Origin of the sequence: Vibrio hippocampi (assembly GCF_921292975.1) — a bacterium.
Classification (GTDB): Bacteria; Pseudomonadota; Gammaproteobacteria; order Enterobacterales; family Vibrionaceae; genus Vibrio; species Vibrio hippocampi.
The window spans coordinates 1-15,907 of record NZ_CAKLCM010000003.1 but is presented as its reverse complement, the minus strand read 5'-3'; the positions used below and the strand labels follow the sequence as shown (position 1 = coordinate 15,907).

General features: G+C 41.8%; 12 protein-coding genes and 1 pseudogene. 3 read left to right on the top strand and 10 right to left on the bottom strand.

Annotation, left to right across the window (positions count from 1 at the left end; all coding sequences use genetic code 11):
• The first annotated feature begins 32 nt into the window (after positions 1 to 32).
• The gene (locus L9Q39_RS13275) at positions 33 to 965 is read left to right on the top strand and encodes a polyprenyl-phosphate transporter (RefSeq protein WP_237485594.1); all 933 of its coding nucleotides are present in this window, start codon (positions 33 to 35) and stop codon (positions 963 to 965) included.
• 141 nt (positions 966 to 1,106) lie between these two features.
• Here L9Q39_RS13275 and L9Q39_RS13270 read toward each other — a convergent pair whose 3' ends face one another.
• From L9Q39_RS13270 to L9Q39_RS13245, 6 genes are all read right to left on the bottom strand, one after another.
• Positions 1,107 to 1,316, bottom strand: coding sequence for a hypothetical protein (locus tag L9Q39_RS13270; protein WP_237485593.1), 210 nt, complete (start codon positions 1,314 to 1,316; stop codon positions 1,107 to 1,109).
• Between the two features lie 7 nt (positions 1,317 to 1,323).
• A complete protein-coding gene (locus tag L9Q39_RS13265) occupies positions 1,324 to 1,470 on the bottom strand; it encodes a hypothetical protein (protein ID WP_237485592.1) in 147 nt (48 codons plus the stop codon).
• 376 nt (positions 1,471 to 1,846) lie between these two features.
• Positions 1,847 to 2,059, bottom strand: coding sequence for a transcription antiterminator/RNA stability regulator CspE (gene cspE, locus L9Q39_RS13260; RefSeq protein ID WP_237485591.1), 213 nt, complete (start codon positions 2,057 to 2,059; stop codon positions 1,847 to 1,849).
• A gap of 381 nt (positions 2,060 to 2,440) precedes the next feature.
• On the bottom strand, positions 2,441 to 4,405 hold the full coding sequence (locus L9Q39_RS13255; protein ID WP_237485590.1) for a polysaccharide lyase family 7 protein: 1,965 nt from the start codon (positions 4,403 to 4,405) through the stop codon (positions 2,441 to 2,443).
• Positions 4,406 to 4,925: 520 nt separating this feature from the next.
• Complete coding sequence (locus L9Q39_RS13250) at positions 4,926 to 5,993, bottom strand: sulfate ABC transporter permease (RefSeq protein WP_237485589.1); 1,068 nt, start codon at positions 5,991 to 5,993, stop codon at positions 4,926 to 4,928.
• A 2-nt stretch (positions 5,994 to 5,995) separates the two neighbouring features.
• A complete protein-coding gene (locus L9Q39_RS13245) occupies positions 5,996 to 6,400 on the bottom strand; it encodes a hypothetical protein (protein ID WP_435532858.1) in 405 nt (134 codons plus the stop codon).
• A gap of 265 nt (positions 6,401 to 6,665) precedes the next feature.
• Between L9Q39_RS13245 and L9Q39_RS13240 the strand changes: the two genes are divergently transcribed.
• Positions 6,666 to 7,370, top strand: coding sequence for a DUF445 domain-containing protein (locus tag L9Q39_RS13240; RefSeq protein WP_237485587.1), 705 nt, complete (start codon positions 6,666 to 6,668; stop codon positions 7,368 to 7,370).
• Between the two features lie 671 nt (positions 7,371 to 8,041).
• Here L9Q39_RS13240 and L9Q39_RS13235 read toward each other — a convergent pair.
• The 4 genes from L9Q39_RS13235 to L9Q39_RS13220 form a co-directional block, all read right to left on the bottom strand.
• The gene (locus L9Q39_RS13235) at positions 8,042 to 9,715 is read right to left on the bottom strand and encodes a FapA family protein (RefSeq protein ID WP_237485586.1); all 1,674 of its coding nucleotides are present in this window, start codon (positions 9,713 to 9,715) and stop codon (positions 8,042 to 8,044) included.
• A 229-nt stretch (positions 9,716 to 9,944) separates the two neighbouring features.
• Positions 9,945 to 11,990 carry a GNAT family N-acetyltransferase gene (locus L9Q39_RS13230; RefSeq protein ID WP_237485585.1) on the bottom strand — a complete coding sequence of 682 codons (2,046 nt, stop codon included), beginning with the start codon at positions 11,988 to 11,990 and terminating at the stop codon, positions 9,945 to 9,947.
• Positions 11,991 to 12,096: 106 nt separating this feature from the next.
• Positions 12,097 to 13,068, bottom strand: coding sequence for a ParB/RepB/Spo0J family partition protein (locus L9Q39_RS13225; protein WP_237485584.1), 972 nt, complete (start codon positions 13,066 to 13,068; stop codon positions 12,097 to 12,099).
• A 5-nt stretch (positions 13,069 to 13,073) separates the two neighbouring features.
• Positions 13,074 to 14,291, bottom strand: a complete 1,218-nt coding sequence (locus L9Q39_RS13220) for an AAA family ATPase (RefSeq protein ID WP_237485583.1) — start codon at positions 14,289 to 14,291, stop codon at positions 13,074 to 13,076.
• A 1,277-nt stretch (positions 14,292 to 15,568) separates the two neighbouring features.
• On the opposite strand from L9Q39_RS13220, the pseudogene L9Q39_RS13215 reads away from it, so the two are divergent.
• Positions 15,569 to 15,907, top strand: a pseudogene (locus L9Q39_RS13215) (replication initiator protein RctB domain-containing protein); the annotation flags it as partial.

Genomic DNA, 15,907 nt, shown 5'->3' with positions numbered 1-15,907 from the left:
ATTATTTTACTTCCAACTATTTAAGTGAGCCAATGAACTACTTAACTACTTTTTTAAAGGGAATGGCCATGGGGGCTGCTGATGTCGTACCCGGCGTCTCTGGCGGCACTATCGCTTTTATCACTGGTATCTATGACACTCTATTAGAAAGCATTCGTCGCATTAACCCTAGCTTGTTCGGTATCATCAAAAAGCAAGGGGTTAAAGCTGCATTTACTCATATCAATGGTCTGTTTTTGATCTCACTGTTTGCAGGGATCATGACATCGATTCTGACGTTAGCTAAGTTTATTTCATGGGCGCTAGACACACACCCAATCCCTGTTTGGTCTTTTTTCTTCGGCCTTATTTTAGTTTCGGTTTATCACGTACTAAAACAAGTTCAGCAACGCAACTTGGTGCAAGGACTGTTTTTACTTCTCGGAGTCATCTTTGCTTATAGCATTACCATTCTTAGCCCACTGCAAATGGATCCAACCAGCTTTAATATCGTCATTGCCGGCGCTATCGCCATCTGCGCAATGATTCTACCGGGTATCTCAGGGAGTTTTATTCTACTGCTGATTGGTATGTATGGACCCGTTCTAGGCGCCGTCAAAAGCCTGCAGCTTGATGTTATGGCACTCTTTGGTATGGGGTGTGTGATCGGGCTACTTTCGTTCTCGCATCTGCTTTCTTGGTTGCTCAAACGCTACAGAGACTTTGCTCTGGTATTTTTAACCGGTTTGATGATTGGCACACTACCCAAATTATGGCCATGGAAAGAAACGATCAGCTGGAGAACTAACTCAAAAGGTGAACAAGTCCCTCTTCTACAAGAAAACCTTTCACCTTTCGGTTTTGAAAACATCACGGGCCAACCATCACAACTACTTGTCGCGATTATTTTGATGTTCACTGCTATCTTTTTGGTACTGGGATTGGAAAAAATTGCCGATAACGGTGAACCCGTTACAAACAAATAGTTTTATTTAGAGCTTTCTAGCAATTGGCTTTCTAACCGCTAACTTTCTATCAACGCTCAGCCCTGTGGTTGGGCGTTTTTTTTATCTAGCTCTAATCAATAGAGCCAAATCTTGGACGTTTACTGAATGGTTGAACAGCCTTTAATTGGCGTTTACAAATCGTTCAGCTTTTGCGAATAGTTTGTCGCAATGGACTTTCTGTTTAGCATACTCTGAAGAGCCTTCATCCATTGAATCAAGAACTTCTTTGGCTTGTTGGTATTCTTGAACCATATAAGAAAAACGCTCTTCAAATGCATTTTTGCTCATTTTGCTCGTTTTCTTACCTGTTCTTCTAGCTGGCTTTTTCATAATAACCTCATAATTTCCATAATTTTTCTTGTTCGCGTTCCAACAAAATATTTTCGATCTTTTTTCTTATCAAATGAATATTTTCATGGCGCTCACTTTTGGACTGATTGTCAGCGCTCACAACTGCCCGCTTAAGCCCTTTCGATTTTTTCAACGTCTGATCTCCATTACAGGTGAGAGGTAAATGATCCCAAGGCAGTACCTTGCGAATTTTTATTTCACCAATGTGTTCAGACTGACAAAATGAAAAAAGTTAAATCCAAATCGTTGGTGTTTACTTTGGGAAGGACATGACGCTTTAGCTCATCGCTATTTGCTGATTTGTGGCGGAAGACCAATAAGTCTCATTGCGGTGAAGGTAATAATTAACTAGGTACGATTAACTTTGGCTCATTCGCCGTTTTCTGCTCACGTAAAGCATAGTACCAATAAATTTTCCGATTGTTTTTTCGAGTCATTTTGCTCCTTTTTAATGCTTTAAAGAGAGACCTTACCTCACTGGAAAGTAAGCAAGGTCTCACCAAAAGCGCTTATAGCGTTGTAACGTTCGCAGCTTGTGGGCCTTTGCCACCTTGCTCGATGTTAAATGCAACTTTTTGGCCTTCATTTAATGTTTTGAAGCCATCACTCTCGATTGAACGAAAATGAACAAATACATCTGCAGTGCCGTTATCTGGAGTGATAAAACCGAAACCTTTTGATTCGTTGAACCACTTTACTAGACCAGTTGTTTTATTTGACATATATATCTCGATAGATTGATTGAGTAAAAAAAGAAAGCTACTAAATAAGAAATGAAGAAAAAGGGATCGCAGGATAGATATGACGAATCAAAAGAATACTGAGAAGAACTTGAACTAAATAGTTTATCAATAGCTCACTGTTTGAGCTGAGCGACACTATACATGATGTATACACAATAGATACCTATTTCTTGTTTTATTTTTATTTTCCCATCAATTCATACTGTTAGTACCACTGTCGGCAGAGCGTGGAGTTTTAAACCACTGAATTAAGCCCCTTTTCTACTTTTACGGAGTCATATCACCCCTAGCCCAAAATAAAAAAAGCCAGCGGATAAATCCACTGGCTTCTCATCATGTTTTGTTCTAGTTAGCTAAAAATTATTTACCCGCGTATTTACCGTGAGATTTCTCTAGCTTGTAGAAAGTTGCTTGAACGTAGTCATCTAGGTCACCAGAAATGTTCTGGTTGTATACGCCAGCTTTAAAGTACATGTACTTGCCACCTGCGTCATAACCACTCTCAGACATATCAACAACTTGAACTACATCGTCTTTGCCTTCACGCATTAGAGAGACTGTCATTGTGTTACCAACGACTTCGATACGGTAGCTGAACTTCTCACCAAGAGCGATACCCTCGTCACCGATCTCACCAGTCATACCACCAACAAGGTCAAAGTAGTTATCTGTGCCTTTTAGTGTATTCTCGTGAGCAAAGTAAACTGTACCTTTCTCGCGGTTTGGCAGTTTGCGGTAATACAGACGAATTGGCTCATCATCTTTATCGTGGATCTGACCGATGATAAAGCGACCAACTTCACCAAGTTCACCTGTCGTCGTTGTGTGGTCAATTTTTAGTGTTGCTTCTAGCACACCATCAACACCACCCGCAGCTTTCTGATCTTCTACCGGCGCAGAACTGAATACCCAGTTGTTTGCGTTAACGCCTTTAGTTGAAACCGACTTGTCACCTTGACGTAGCATTTCACGTAGTTCTGTACGCGCGTACTTAGTGTTCTTAGAAGTACGAACACCTTTAACGAATGACTTAAACGTTAGACCACCATCAGCGGCTGTAAAGAATACGTCTGGGTGCTCATAACCGTTTGCAAGATCCCATTCAAATACATCATCTGGACGGTTGTTCTTGTTGTGGTCAAATGGTTGAGATAGGTACCAAGACGTCAAGTCGAAGTTTTCGCTTGGCTTGTTGCCCGCTTTTGGTGTTGCTGGCAGTGACTTCGGCGTTTCAATACGCGCATTCCAGTCACACTTAGCTGTTGTTTCACACGGATAAACTGCAGGTGCACCGAAGTTACCTTTACGTAGGTCTTTACGTGCATCTTTTGCTTTCATGTCTGCTTTTTTCTTAGCAAGCATTGCTTGTTCAGCGGCAATCACTTCAGGAGTGATGATGTGCTCAGTTGGACATGCGTTGATATCACAGTTGATCGCTGCAAGCTCAGTCACACTGTTCCAACTGTTCTTGGTGTTGCCGTGACCAACATACTTAACGAAACGAGCTTTAACTGGGTTGAACTCAAAACGCTCATAACCCACTACACCACCAGAACTCAGCTGACCTTCAAGAACTGGAGCCCAGTTTTTGCCGTCTTCACTAACTAGAATATCAAAGCGAGTCTGACGTTCATTACCTTTGTGGAATGACGCTTGAATTGCATTGAACTCGTTGATTGAACCGTAATCGTACACAGCCCATTGTCCGTCACCATTCACTGACCAACGCGTGTTTGTCTTGCCATCGAATAGACGATCTGGACCGTTACCATCGTGACCACTTGCTTCAATTGAAACAGGCTTTAGGATTGGGGTACGTGGTAGTTCTTGATCAGAACAGTAGTCAGTTTTACAGTTAACACCAACAAATTCAGTCACACTGTTCCAAGCACTCTTAGAGTTGCCTTGACCAACGTAACGAATATAACGACCTGTGGTTTCTGCAAAGTCGAAACGCTCTAGGTTCGCTGAGATGCCAGAACTTGCGCCACCAGTAATAACTTTCGTCCAGTTTTTACCATCTTTACTCACTTCGATATCGAATAGAGTTTTGCGCTGATCGCCTTTGTGGAAAGACAGTTTTACTGCATCAAAAGCAATCTCTTGACCGTAGTCAAACGTCATTGTTTGGCCTTTACCGTTTGAAGACCAACGTGTTGAAGCATCACCGTCAATTGTTCTGTCTGGCGTGTTGCCGTCATGAGCAGAAGCCGTCACAGATTTTGGTGCCGGAGTTTTGATGTCCATTGAGTCAGCGAATGCTGTACCCGATAACGCAACCATGATTGAAGTCGCTAGTAAGCTTTTTAAGGTCATATGTTTCATTTCTACATCACTTTTGTGTTATAAAATTACAAACAAATCAAGAGAGGTTATTGCAACCGGTTGATTTAATTAAGTTTTCTTAACTTTACATATATTTTAACGTAATCTTGTATTACAAATAAGTACTTGTTTATCAAAACGAGACTGCCGTCAGCAAATTTCGCCGTTTAACCACCTGATATCCTACAAAAGTCTCGTTTTTATAAATAATTTACACAAATACTGGATAAAACCTTGGCTTTGTATCTAGTGATTATGGCTATTTTCTGCTTTTGATTGGTCTCATTACGCCACTTTTTAAGCTTCTCTAAACTGGACAATATTTTACCCAATCACTATCGGAAGATGTAAAAATGAAAAATATCATTTTAATTCAAGATATTATGAATAAGGGCACCAAATGATATTCAATAAAAACAAAAAGACGCTGCCCGAGGGCAGCGTCAGCACATAATAGATAAGGGAAAGAGGTTATGTCGAACTAATAACGACTAACCTATGATTTCTTCTTTTAAATCAATTAAAAAACAAAATTGACCATGACCGTAAACATATCCGCGTCACTATCAACAGGCGTCTCAACAAATGGACCCGATTGACCACCGAACGCGCTAAAAGTCTGCCATTCTGCATTTATCGAAACGCTATACATAACGTCATACCTGACACCTAACAACCAGCTCTCACCCGTTTTACCATCGTAAATAGACGTCGAAGTTGACCTAGCATATTTCTGGCCGAACTGGGTATAGGGAGTGAATTTGCCCATTCGATACGCGGCGCCTGTATACCAAGATTTCGTCAAGTCGTTGTATTGCCCTTCAGCGGTTAGCTTCAATTGACCGATTTCGTACTCCGCTCCAAGCGAATACAACGAGATTTCTTCATCATCAGATGAAGCTATCTGTTGATTATTCACTTTGACTTTCTGGTCATATGTTGAATCAAGATAAGTAAAGTTGATCCTGTAATTATCCCCAGTGAGTAAAGCGTTCACCCCCCACATAAACTCCGTTTCAAACTCCAAGCTAACCACTTTATTTAGCTCTACATCATTGTTATCTTTAAAGCCCACATAAGGCGTCAGTGATAACTGCATTTCATCTGATAATGAATGGTTCCAAATAATACTCGCACCATTGTAAGCCGTCACGCCGAGTATGCTGTTGTAAACCTCTTCGTTAGGTCTAGCAGAAGTATAAGCATGACCGACATAGTAGTATTCCGATGCTAAAAAGACCGGTAGCCTTAAACGTCCAACTCGAAATTCAAAGTCGTCATAAGCGGCACTTAAATAAGCCCATTCTACTTGAGGTTCACTCCAATGATCTTGAGGTCGCTTCACTAACTGCAACGACGCATTAAAAGCGTTGTAGTAATAATCGAACTGCAATCCGAAAGTGGTATCGCAATCAAAACAGTTGTCATCATTAATGTTACGGTTTACCAGTAAAGCCGTTTCATTCTGCGAACTCGCCCAAGAAGTCGAACCGAAACCACTGACGCTCAGGTTATCTGTCAAGTCTATGGCAGACCACGTAGGTAAACTAACACTCACAAGAGAAATGGCTAGAAGGCTATTTTTCATTATTATTTCTCCTTGCTGACAACATAAAGCACCTTCGCCTCTGCCGGAACAGCGTTAAGGGGCGCATAGCCAATACGATTGGGTTTGGCTTCCATCCAAACAATTAATGAATCAAGAGAGGCGCTATGGATTTCTTTTGGTGGTCGGGCTTTGCCAGCAAATGACAAACCCGCCCAATAGGCATTCATCTGCGCAATATCCTTCCCCAAAAGATATTGATAAAACTCTGAACGCTCTACAGAGGATTCAGGCCAATCGGAAAGTTCGATTCGTTTACCTTGCAATGATTTCGCCTTGCCTCGATATAACATCCTTGCTTTGCTATTGGAGAGCTGTTGAAAATCTGAGTTTAAGGTGAAGACCGCATATTGGTTGGCGGCGAATGCTCGACTATCAAACCATAGCATCGCGATGATAAGACCAAAAAGGTATACCACGCTGCGATACCACTGCTGTTTTATCTTGCACTCACGAATGATGTTAGGTTTCATTGAGTTAGATTCTTATCGATTCCATTCATAGTCATCTAATAGATTAGTTCACTCGTTAACAGGTTCAAATTTAATCTCAAAGTTTAGCGAGTCAACGAGCATCCAACACAACTAACACTTTTGCTGTGACGAATTTTTTTTTAGAATCGCCCGTATCCTAATAATTATTTTTGAAACTCACATGAACAAAAGCTTAGTTACTAATTTTATCGCGCTGGCTTTATTGGCAGCAGGCTATTTAACCCAAAATCACATTGTGCTTTATGCCGGACTCTTCGCCTTCTCTGGCGCCATTACCAACTGGCTTGCTGTTCATATGCTGTTTGAAAAAGTGCCTGGTTTATATGGTTCGGGTGTCATCCCATCCCGTTTTGAGGAATTTAAGCTGGCCATCAAACACCTTATGATGGAACAATTTTTTACCGATGAGAATATCGACCGCTTTTTAAGTCAAGAGTTGGGTTCTTCGAATCAATTAGATCTAGAGCCTATTATGGAATGTATCGACTTAAATCCTACCTTTGATTCACTAGTGAATGTGATCGAGCAATCTTCATTTGGCGGCATGATTGCCATGTTTGGTGGTAAAGAAGCACTCGAACCATTAAAAGCGCCATTCGTTGAAAAAATGCAACAGTCTATTGTGGAAATCAGCCAAAGTGACACCGTGAAGCAAGCCCTTAAGCAACAACTTGAATCACCGAGCATGCTGAAAGAAGTAAAAGAGAATGTCGAGGCGATTATCGATCAACGCTTAAACGAACTCACGCCTCAACTCGTCAAACAAATAGTACAAACCATGATAAAACAACACCTTGGATGGTTAGTGGTTTGGGGCGGCGTTTTCGGTGGTATTATCGGTGTCATTTCAGCCTGCGTTGTTTAACAGAATCGACTTGTCGCTTTTGCCTAGATTATTCACTTCTGACTAGATTATTGACCTCCCGCTACTGTTCAAAGCCGACATCGCAACTGACGTCGGCTTTTTAGTTCAATTTACACTGTAAACGCTATCCTTCGCTTGTTGAGTGATTAATATGTCCGACTTCAACCATCAGCCCCCCTAATCATGTAACCAACTGCAACTAACTTTAACCGTTTACCCTCACCCAACGAAACAAGACACGATACTGCTAAGCTACTGCACTTCTTATTCCAACCATCAGAGACAAATCACCTAGATGATGAACAAAGGACTCTCAGTCGCACTGGTTAGTTTATTGACACTAGCAGTGTCCGGTTGCAGTTCGCAGCAGTTGCACGATATAGGATTACCTAACCCCCCTATTAACCGTTACCCGGAAAACATGACTGATACACAATTGTGCGAAGTAGCGACTGGAAACAGAGCCACCAACCAGACGGTTGTCGCGCTCGAAGGAGAGATGTTTAGAAGAAGAATAACGTTGCCACAGTGCCATCAGAGGTTAAGAGAATTGTATTTAACACAATGGTGGGCAAGTTTTTCGAAGGAAGGCACGCAATCTGATGATAACGCTACAGAGCCAACTCCACTGCCTGCTATTGAACCAGCAGTGGAGAGCCATTGACTAGCAACTACATATTAAAATCTTCTGCTTTTAGTTTGCTAGCAAGATTGACGCTACTTCCATCATAGCTAAAGACTGTCGGTCCCCCGGTCTTCTTAGTGGTGACATGATCTTCAGAAAATACGACGGTGACACGGGTGTGAGTTTGGACCAAAGCTTCTACTGTTGTCACTGCTCTTTGTTTTTCCAACTCAAGATTAAGTAGGGCCTTTTCTTCATTAAGCTGATCGATAGCATCGGTATTAGCACTATTTAGCGCCTCTAATTCAGCATTTTGCTCTGCCGTGCGGTTTGACTTGGCAATCTTCTTAAGTTCAATTTCACGCCTTACCGACGCCATTTTACGCTCTTGTAAAACCGTATATTGACGCTCGAGTTCAGCCAACTTGTCAGCATAGACTTTGTAATTAGCAAAGGCTGTAATTTTAGTCGCAGTATCGCCCTCAACACCAAGCTGGTTACATAACACTTTTCCGCCTACTTCAGCAGCGCCGCCGCTCAATATTCCCTGCTTTTTATTGGTACCCACAACGGATAAATCGCCGTCACAGCGAATATCGTTATTCAGACAATGAACCGCAAACTGAATATCACCCTTTGCGCTTATATTAGAAAACTGTGCGTAGTTAGCGGTAAGATTCCCCCCACACTCAATAGTACAAGATTTAGGTTCGCCATCATCAACATTATGACCGATGATTCCTTTGCCAATCACGATATCTTGCTGCGACTTCAGTGTTGCAGATTCAACGAATCCACCCACCGTAATCATACCTGTCGCTTCAACATTCATATTGGCTTCAACGTTACCACTGATCACGACACTGCCGTTAAATTTGATGTGGCCAGTTGAGATATCGACATCTTTGACAACCATAGCTTCATCAATGTCGACTGTTGTCGGTTTGATAATCGGCATACCAGGCTCTATCGCAACTAAAACGTTCGGATTCTTAGAAGAGGGTTGAGTGCCTTTGCCTGGTGCAAATGGCGTATCTTTGACTTCTTTAGGCGGAATAACAACACCAGTAACGGTATAGCCGATTTCTCCTTCTTCCGCAGGGATTCGTTTCATAACCGGCGTGCCTCTATCGACAGTAACCACCGCACCCAAATCACGCATGTCTACCTTATCACCATCACCACTCGCTTGAGGCTTGAGGACTCGGTTTCTAGGGTCTTCGGTTAAAGGGACAAACCTAGAATCCTTGCCCTCTTTTGGCGGCTTACCAATCGCAATCGGCTGCACATACTCTTGACCCGCTTTAAGAGTATTACTCAGTAATATGACTTTCTTTAATGCTTTCTTGTTGATCCCTTTTACCACTTTGGCTTCGGCCAGCAAATTTATCAGTACCGCAGGCGTTGCTGGATTTCCCGCGTATGCACCTGTGACTTTCATACTGGCTAGCATATCTTGCTCAGACAAAATCACTTCTACTTTGGCATCTTGCACAAAGGCTATATCAATGCCTTGAAAGGCTTCCCCTTTGGCATCCTGTGCGCACTTCACAAACTGATTCACTGCTGATTGATCCAAGTAAAACTTATCAGCCTCCAACTCCGACAACATTGCGGAAATGATTCCCGGCTCGAGGCTCATACCTCGATCATGCTCTTTAGGGAGTTTGGCCGTAACGATAGTTTTATCTTCAGAAAGGGAGAGAACGGTTTTCCACATAGCAGAGAGACTTCCTTTAGCTAACAAAAGCGGACTACGCATTAAGTGATCATGCTTCAAAAACGTTATTTAGTTTAGATTAGAAAAGTTATTGACACTATTAACAACTTACAATTATTCAGACCACATCACGGTAATTTGCCCCAAAAGGTCCAACATAATAGGTACTTATACTCTTGCTTGTCATGAATTTACCAAATTAGCATCTATTTACAGTGTAAATATAAAATCAGGGCAATTTACACTGTAAAGATGAGATTAATATCGCAATGTCCTCACGGAGTCTCAACTCAGCTTGCTTCCTACCAATGAAACTAAATCGTTGACATACTTGCCCCCAGTCTAGTTCTTGCAGAGCAACGGTTTTTACTAATTCACTGTTAACGTCTAAGCCTGACTTAAGCACGGAGCGCAACAACAAAATCAGGTATGGTCGACAAGTATCAAGAGAGTTACCACCTCGACTATAGTTAGACAATAGTTGTACGCCAAGATGATCTATCGCTTGTTCGTTATCGCTGGTATGTTTGAATAGCGTCCATGCGGTAGCTATATCCATACTTTGACAAGCAAGACGCAATTGATAATTGAGACGAGCAGCAAACAAAGTACGAGCTTGTAAAACCCACGGTTCTGCTTTATTGGAAATAGGTAACACCATACTTAGACTATAAGTTCCACTTGATTTGTCGCGAGAACTGCCTAGCCTTGCTGCAACAAAATCATTCCTTAGCCAAAAGTCGACCAGTGATGACGTTGTCCCAAATGAAGTCCCTAGGTAGTCAACGTGAGAGCCAAGCTTTAACTTTAATCTGCTAAGCATCTCGCTACCAACACCACACCCTTGAATCGCAGGATGAACGGCAATTCGCATTATTCTGCCACAGCGTTGAACAGCGGGTGCTTCAAGTCCAAGATGATTGCTCAGATCTACTGGAATAAGATGACCTTGCGGGCGAGATTGTCCTATCAGGATATTCCCGACTTGGATTGATGATAGCTCCCCTTCTATATTAAGCAACACACTCCCAATCACGGTGCCATTCGATTCTAAAGTATAAAGTTGCATACTTTGGTTTGCTAAAAGCAACATCAAGTCATTGGGTGAGGTCTGATAATGCGCATTGACTAACAGTGCGAATGCCTGATTTAACCGACCATTAGGGATGACTTCTGTAGAATGTTGATAACGACTAAACTGCCAAGTGTCTTGTCGTAGATAGCGGCTAGTTTGCTCTGGTACGATATCCACCAACTCACTATTAAGCAAAAATGTCTCAACGCACCAACTTTCTAGCGGATCACCGTCTGCCCAACGAATAGGTTGCTGCATAGAATAGTGATTCATCCCCGGGCGCACGGATCTTAACCAAGGAATAAACTTCAAACTAAAGCCACGACCACACCCTTCATAGCCATGTATCGTGGTAGTGATCACGACGCGGTTGTATTTCTCGACCATAGCCATAAGCATAGCGACAGGTATCGCAGCCGCTTCATCAATTAGCAATAAGTCACAGTCTGGTTGTGTTGTGAGTAGATCATCTGGCGCAATAAAATCTAAGCTTGCCTCACCATCGCGCGCATTATAGTGCTCAAAAACAGGCGCGACTGCAGCTCGACTTGGCGCGGTAATCAAAACGTTGCAAGGACGCTGTTGTGAAATAGCGCTGACAGCCAATCCAAGCGCACTACTCTTCCCTCTACCTCGATCGGCAGTAATCACCAGTGGGCGTTTTCTATGACCAAACAATACTTTTTCGACCAAAGCAATGGCTTGTGTCTGCTGTTGGAAGCGTTGCGACCAATTCGAGTTATCCGAGGGCAATGATCCGTTCCATATCGAATGATTCATTTCGATATCGTTTTGTTGCTGCTTCAAGATCGGCAACTGTTTTAGTCGTTGCTGCAACCAAGGCAACAAAGTATCAAAATTAGGACATAAGAAGATAGCAATCCCACCTCCGACTAACGTTCCCATAGCCGCATTAAAACTATTAGCATCAAAATCGGAATCAATGCTGATCACCAGTAATTCACTCTCCTGCCCCAATAATTGCTTACCTTGCTTAGCACTAAGGTGTGAGATACCACAATGATCAACCCGTGCTCCACCAATCTGAGCAGCCTGCTTCAATTCAAAACGCTGCATCGCAAATTGGATAATCTCGCTCTGCCACTGGATATCACCTTGCAACACGAGGGCAGCGCGAGTGTGTGACTGTTGGCAAATATTTAAATAATCAGTGAGTGACTGATGTTGCTGGCAGGACATAGGCTTCCATTAAGAAGTTGTAAGCGTTAGATATTGAGATAATAACATAAAAAAATACCTCGCTTATTGCGAGGTATTGTACTGATTGAAACGTATTGCAGCCCGATTAACCAAGCTTAGATTTTACAAACTGAAGGATCTCTTCAACCGTCTGATCATCCAGTTTTTTTAAGTTGAGCGCGAGACTTGAGCCCTTACGACTATAACTCGCTCTGCCCTTAATCAAATCCACTTTCGTCGTTTGGCTTGGCTTTTCAGGCAGTAGTTCATCAATCCAAGATTCCAAAGTTTCAGTCACTTCTTTAGTAATACGCGCTACGCCTTGAACTGACGTGTTTTGCCATACAAAGCCTGCTTCCGATTGACAACGTTCTATTAGCTGCGCCTGTTGTTCCAACGGCAATTTGTAAAACTGTTTATGCAGCTTTACAATCGTTGGACGACCTAGGTCACTCACATTAGGATAAGCTTGAAGAAGTGGCAACGGCAGATCAGCAGCCTTAAGTGCACCGCTCACTAAAGCTTCACTACACTGGAACATCTTGGCGAGCGCTTTTTGGTCGGTGACCTCACCGCTTGCCAATTTCGCCTGCATCTCCTTACCTTTTTCATAAAGTGATAGCGGCTTATGAGCATTCGCGACGTCTGATAGAAATTTAGCATGCTCGCTATTGATGTTTTCAGCGACGTAAATCATGAATTCTTTTTGTGCCAGAATACATGACATACGACGGCGACTACCATCGAGAACTTCTATTCGCCCATCTTCACTACGACGACCAACGGCTGGATATTGCTGACCTTTATCTTTCAACGTCGCAAGAACATCCGACAGTGCATGCTCATTTAAAAACGATTGTTCACGTGCGTTTTCAGAGAAAACAAAGGTTTTGCTCTCTATATCTTGCGCAGCAATTCGAGTGAGTTCAAACTGAACCACTTCTTGACCTGCGACGGCTAATTCAATGACCTGTGCCTGCTCTTTGGCTGCCGATTGCGCCTCCTGAGGAGTCACAGCACGTCTTTTATTCGCTTTACCAAACAACTTAGCGTTCAGTTCAGAAGTTTTAATTGCCATGGTGATTATCCTTGTTTCAGTGAAGCCCAGTTGCTATGAAGTACACGTTCTAGTTCCAGCGCACTCTTTTGAACAGCATCTTGTGCGGTTGCTAAGGTCTTCTTACCGCCTTCAAAATCCGATGCTGTCAAATCAAACACTGTACTGTAGGTATCGGCGCAGGTTTCAAAAGCACGACTACGTGGAATCGTCGCCATCATCACTTGATCACCCAACAGATAATTCATCTCTGTTAATACCGACACTTGTTTCTTGTTGTCATCTTCGAACATGGTTGGCATCAAACGAACAAATTCAAGCCCCTTCCAATCCTCAGGGAACATCTCATATACCGTTGGTAAATGCTGGAAGAAGTTAACGGTCGAAGCCCAGTCAAGACGCTTGGCAGCACAAGGAATTAATAACGCATTTGACGCATACATGGCATTCCAGACTAAAGGATCAACGTGTGGACCTGTATCAATCATAATGATGTCAAAGTCATCAGCAATCTTATCGATAAGCTTCTCTTTCAGCAGTTTAACAATATCCAAAGATTGATTTTGAGATAAGTTCTGCCACGCCTCAGCATTAAACATCGCGTCTTCAGGGAATGCAGATACGGTTTTTAAATTAGGATACTGAGTCGGTAATAGAACATTACGACGCAAGAATTCAAGATCGATATCTGTACCTTCAGGAACGTTTTCTAGCATGATATCAACCGCTGAATAGATGTTTTCATGCTCTGCTATGCTGATCTGTGGATTTAAGAATAAGCGCAAAGACCCTTGTGGATCTAAATCGATCAAACAAATACGGTAACGTTTATCAAGGTTAAGTGCCAAACACGCAGCCAGATGTACAGCACTCATGGATTTACCAGTCCCACCCTTTTGGTTTTGGACGTTGATAACCCAAGGCTTTTTATCCATACCACCTTTACGCTCGTGAAACTTCGGCACTCCAGCCGATTCCATTAGCAAGTGAGCTTCTTGTAGTGAGATAGAATAATGGTTCGCATTGTTCTTAGTAAATTGATGACCTTCGGCTTCCATTTTAGTGATAGCATCATCGAGTTTTCGACGAGTTAACCCTGAGCGCGTTTCCATCATTGCTTTTGACATAGCAGGAAAATGTTCGTCACTTCTTTCTTCAAGAACGATCTCGATACGATCGGCTTGCACTTGCTGAGTTTGCTCAGCTAGTTGGTAGAGATTCTGTATTGTTTGTTCTCTTTTCATACCTTTGGTCCAACCCAATATTTTCACAATAACGTGTACAGCATTATCCTACAATTTCACAAAAAAGCTGTCCACACAATAAATGCAGATAACATCAAATATTCGACAATTTTTTGCCAAAAATTTGTAATTCAAGTAGAACATGAGCAGCACAGGTCAAAGTCACTATAAATTGGGTCAATTTTTATGTGTGAAACACGACGCGAAAACTATTACTTTTAAAATGATACAGTGTCACGTATTTACAATGTAAACAATTTTACGCGGAACGATTATAAAACCAAGATAAATTACGGTAAATGCAAAACCAAAACACCTACGCCAGCAAAAACCAATAAAACACAACAATGACTGAGGTGAATTGCTGAAAACGACTGATTCTGAACACAACAAAGCATAGGGTCGGGGAAGCGAGCGTAAGACAAAATCAAAATACAAAGTAAACTGACCTAATTGGGCTATTTTTGTTCACGATAACTTGATCATCGTTCCGTGCGCTATGAAGCATGATCAAGGGAACTATCTTTCATCATCGTTTCAAACAACACTCAGAATTGGATCCAATATTACGGAAAAATGATCAAGTGTAAATTGATGCTGGAAGCATGAGAAAATATCGACATCTTACGGACAATGCTTGTTCGAATAAGGGATTGGGGAAATTTGACAGCAACAAGCTTATGAATTGAAACACATTGATAGCCTCATAACGCCTTGATCATGTTTTCGAGTCATCAAAATCCCGCTGGGTCGCTGACTTATTACAAGCAACAATGTATTTGCATTTACAATATGGTCAATAATCACCCAACCACTCTCTGATCGGCTGTTGAACCTATATGAAATCGTCTATCTTGATCATGCTTTCGGATAAAAAATGCAATTACTCACACGATTACTCACAACTTTTCTACTTTTTTTGTGGATAACTTGTTGTTGCATCATGATCATCTATCCGAACTCGCAATGATCATGCTTTCAAATAGTGATGATCATCGTTTCAGAATGATTTGATCATGCTTTCAAAATTCAATGATCATGCTTTCTGGTTTCTCTTGATCATCGTTTCGATGTAATAAAAAATAAGATCATATTTAACAATAAGTTACGAGCAAAAATTCAGCCAGATCATATGATCACTTAATCATAATAGATCAATATAAACAGATGGATCAGTCTATAAACGAAAATAAAAAATATCGCTTTATTTATACTCTTATTTTCATTAAGCTATGGAACAATGACAGATTTACGGCAAATGTGATATAGATCCATAAATGAGTAGCGAACAGAAACTATTAATAAGATCACCAAGAGATCATAAAGGTGGTCATCTATTCGAGGTTACAGAAACCTCCATTGATTGGATCGAGCAATATCAACATTTCAAAGGAGTCACAAAAAGTATCCTTGAATTACTGAACTTGATCTCTTTACAAGGTTTCAGTTCTAAAGATGGCTTTGTGTCGACAACAGAATTGATTGATGCAACGGATGGCAAATTAACCCGAGCTGCAATTCAACAGCGCTTGCGCGCGGCCGTGAATATTGGTTTGTTTACTCAGCACGGCATTAAATTTGAGCAAGGTCTTGCCGGTAAAACCATGTTGCATCGG

What these genes read in the sequence shown, in the direction of transcription:
- L9Q39_RS13275 (WP_237485594.1), top strand. Translation starts at nt 33, where the DNA reads ATGAACTACTTAACTACTTTTTTAAAGGGAATGGCCATGGGGGCTGCT.
- L9Q39_RS13270 (WP_237485593.1), bottom strand. Translation starts at nt 1,316, where the DNA reads ATGAAAAAGCCAGCTAGAAGAACAGGTAAGAAAACGAGCAAAATGAGC.
- cspE (WP_237485591.1), bottom strand. Translation starts at nt 2,059, where the DNA reads ATGTCAAATAAAACAACTGGTCTAGTAAAGTGGTTCAACGAATCAAAA.
- L9Q39_RS13255 (WP_237485590.1), bottom strand. Translation starts at nt 4,405, where the DNA reads ATGAAACATATGACCTTAAAAAGCTTACTAGCGACTTCAATCATGGTT.
- L9Q39_RS13250 (WP_237485589.1), bottom strand. Translation starts at nt 5,993, where the DNA reads ATGAAAAATAGCCTTCTAGCCATTTCTCTTGTGAGTGTTAGTTTACCT.
- L9Q39_RS13245 (WP_435532858.1), bottom strand. Translation starts at nt 6,400, where the DNA reads ATGCTATGGTTTGATAGTCGAGCATTCGCCGCCAACCAATATGCGGTC.
- L9Q39_RS13240 (WP_237485587.1), top strand. Translation starts at nt 6,666, where the DNA reads ATGAACAAAAGCTTAGTTACTAATTTTATCGCGCTGGCTTTATTGGCA.
- L9Q39_RS13235 (WP_237485586.1), bottom strand. Translation starts at nt 9,715, where the DNA reads ATGTGGAAAACCGTTCTCTCCCTTTCTGAAGATAAAACTATCGTTACG.
- L9Q39_RS13230 (WP_237485585.1), bottom strand. Translation starts at nt 11,990, where the DNA reads ATGTCCTGCCAGCAACATCAGTCACTCACTGATTATTTAAATATTTGC.
- L9Q39_RS13225 (WP_237485584.1), bottom strand. Translation starts at nt 13,068, where the DNA reads ATGGCAATTAAAACTTCTGAACTGAACGCTAAGTTGTTTGGTAAAGCG.
- L9Q39_RS13220 (WP_237485583.1), bottom strand. Translation starts at nt 14,291, where the DNA reads ATGAAAAGAGAACAAACAATACAGAATCTCTACCAACTAGCTGAGCAA.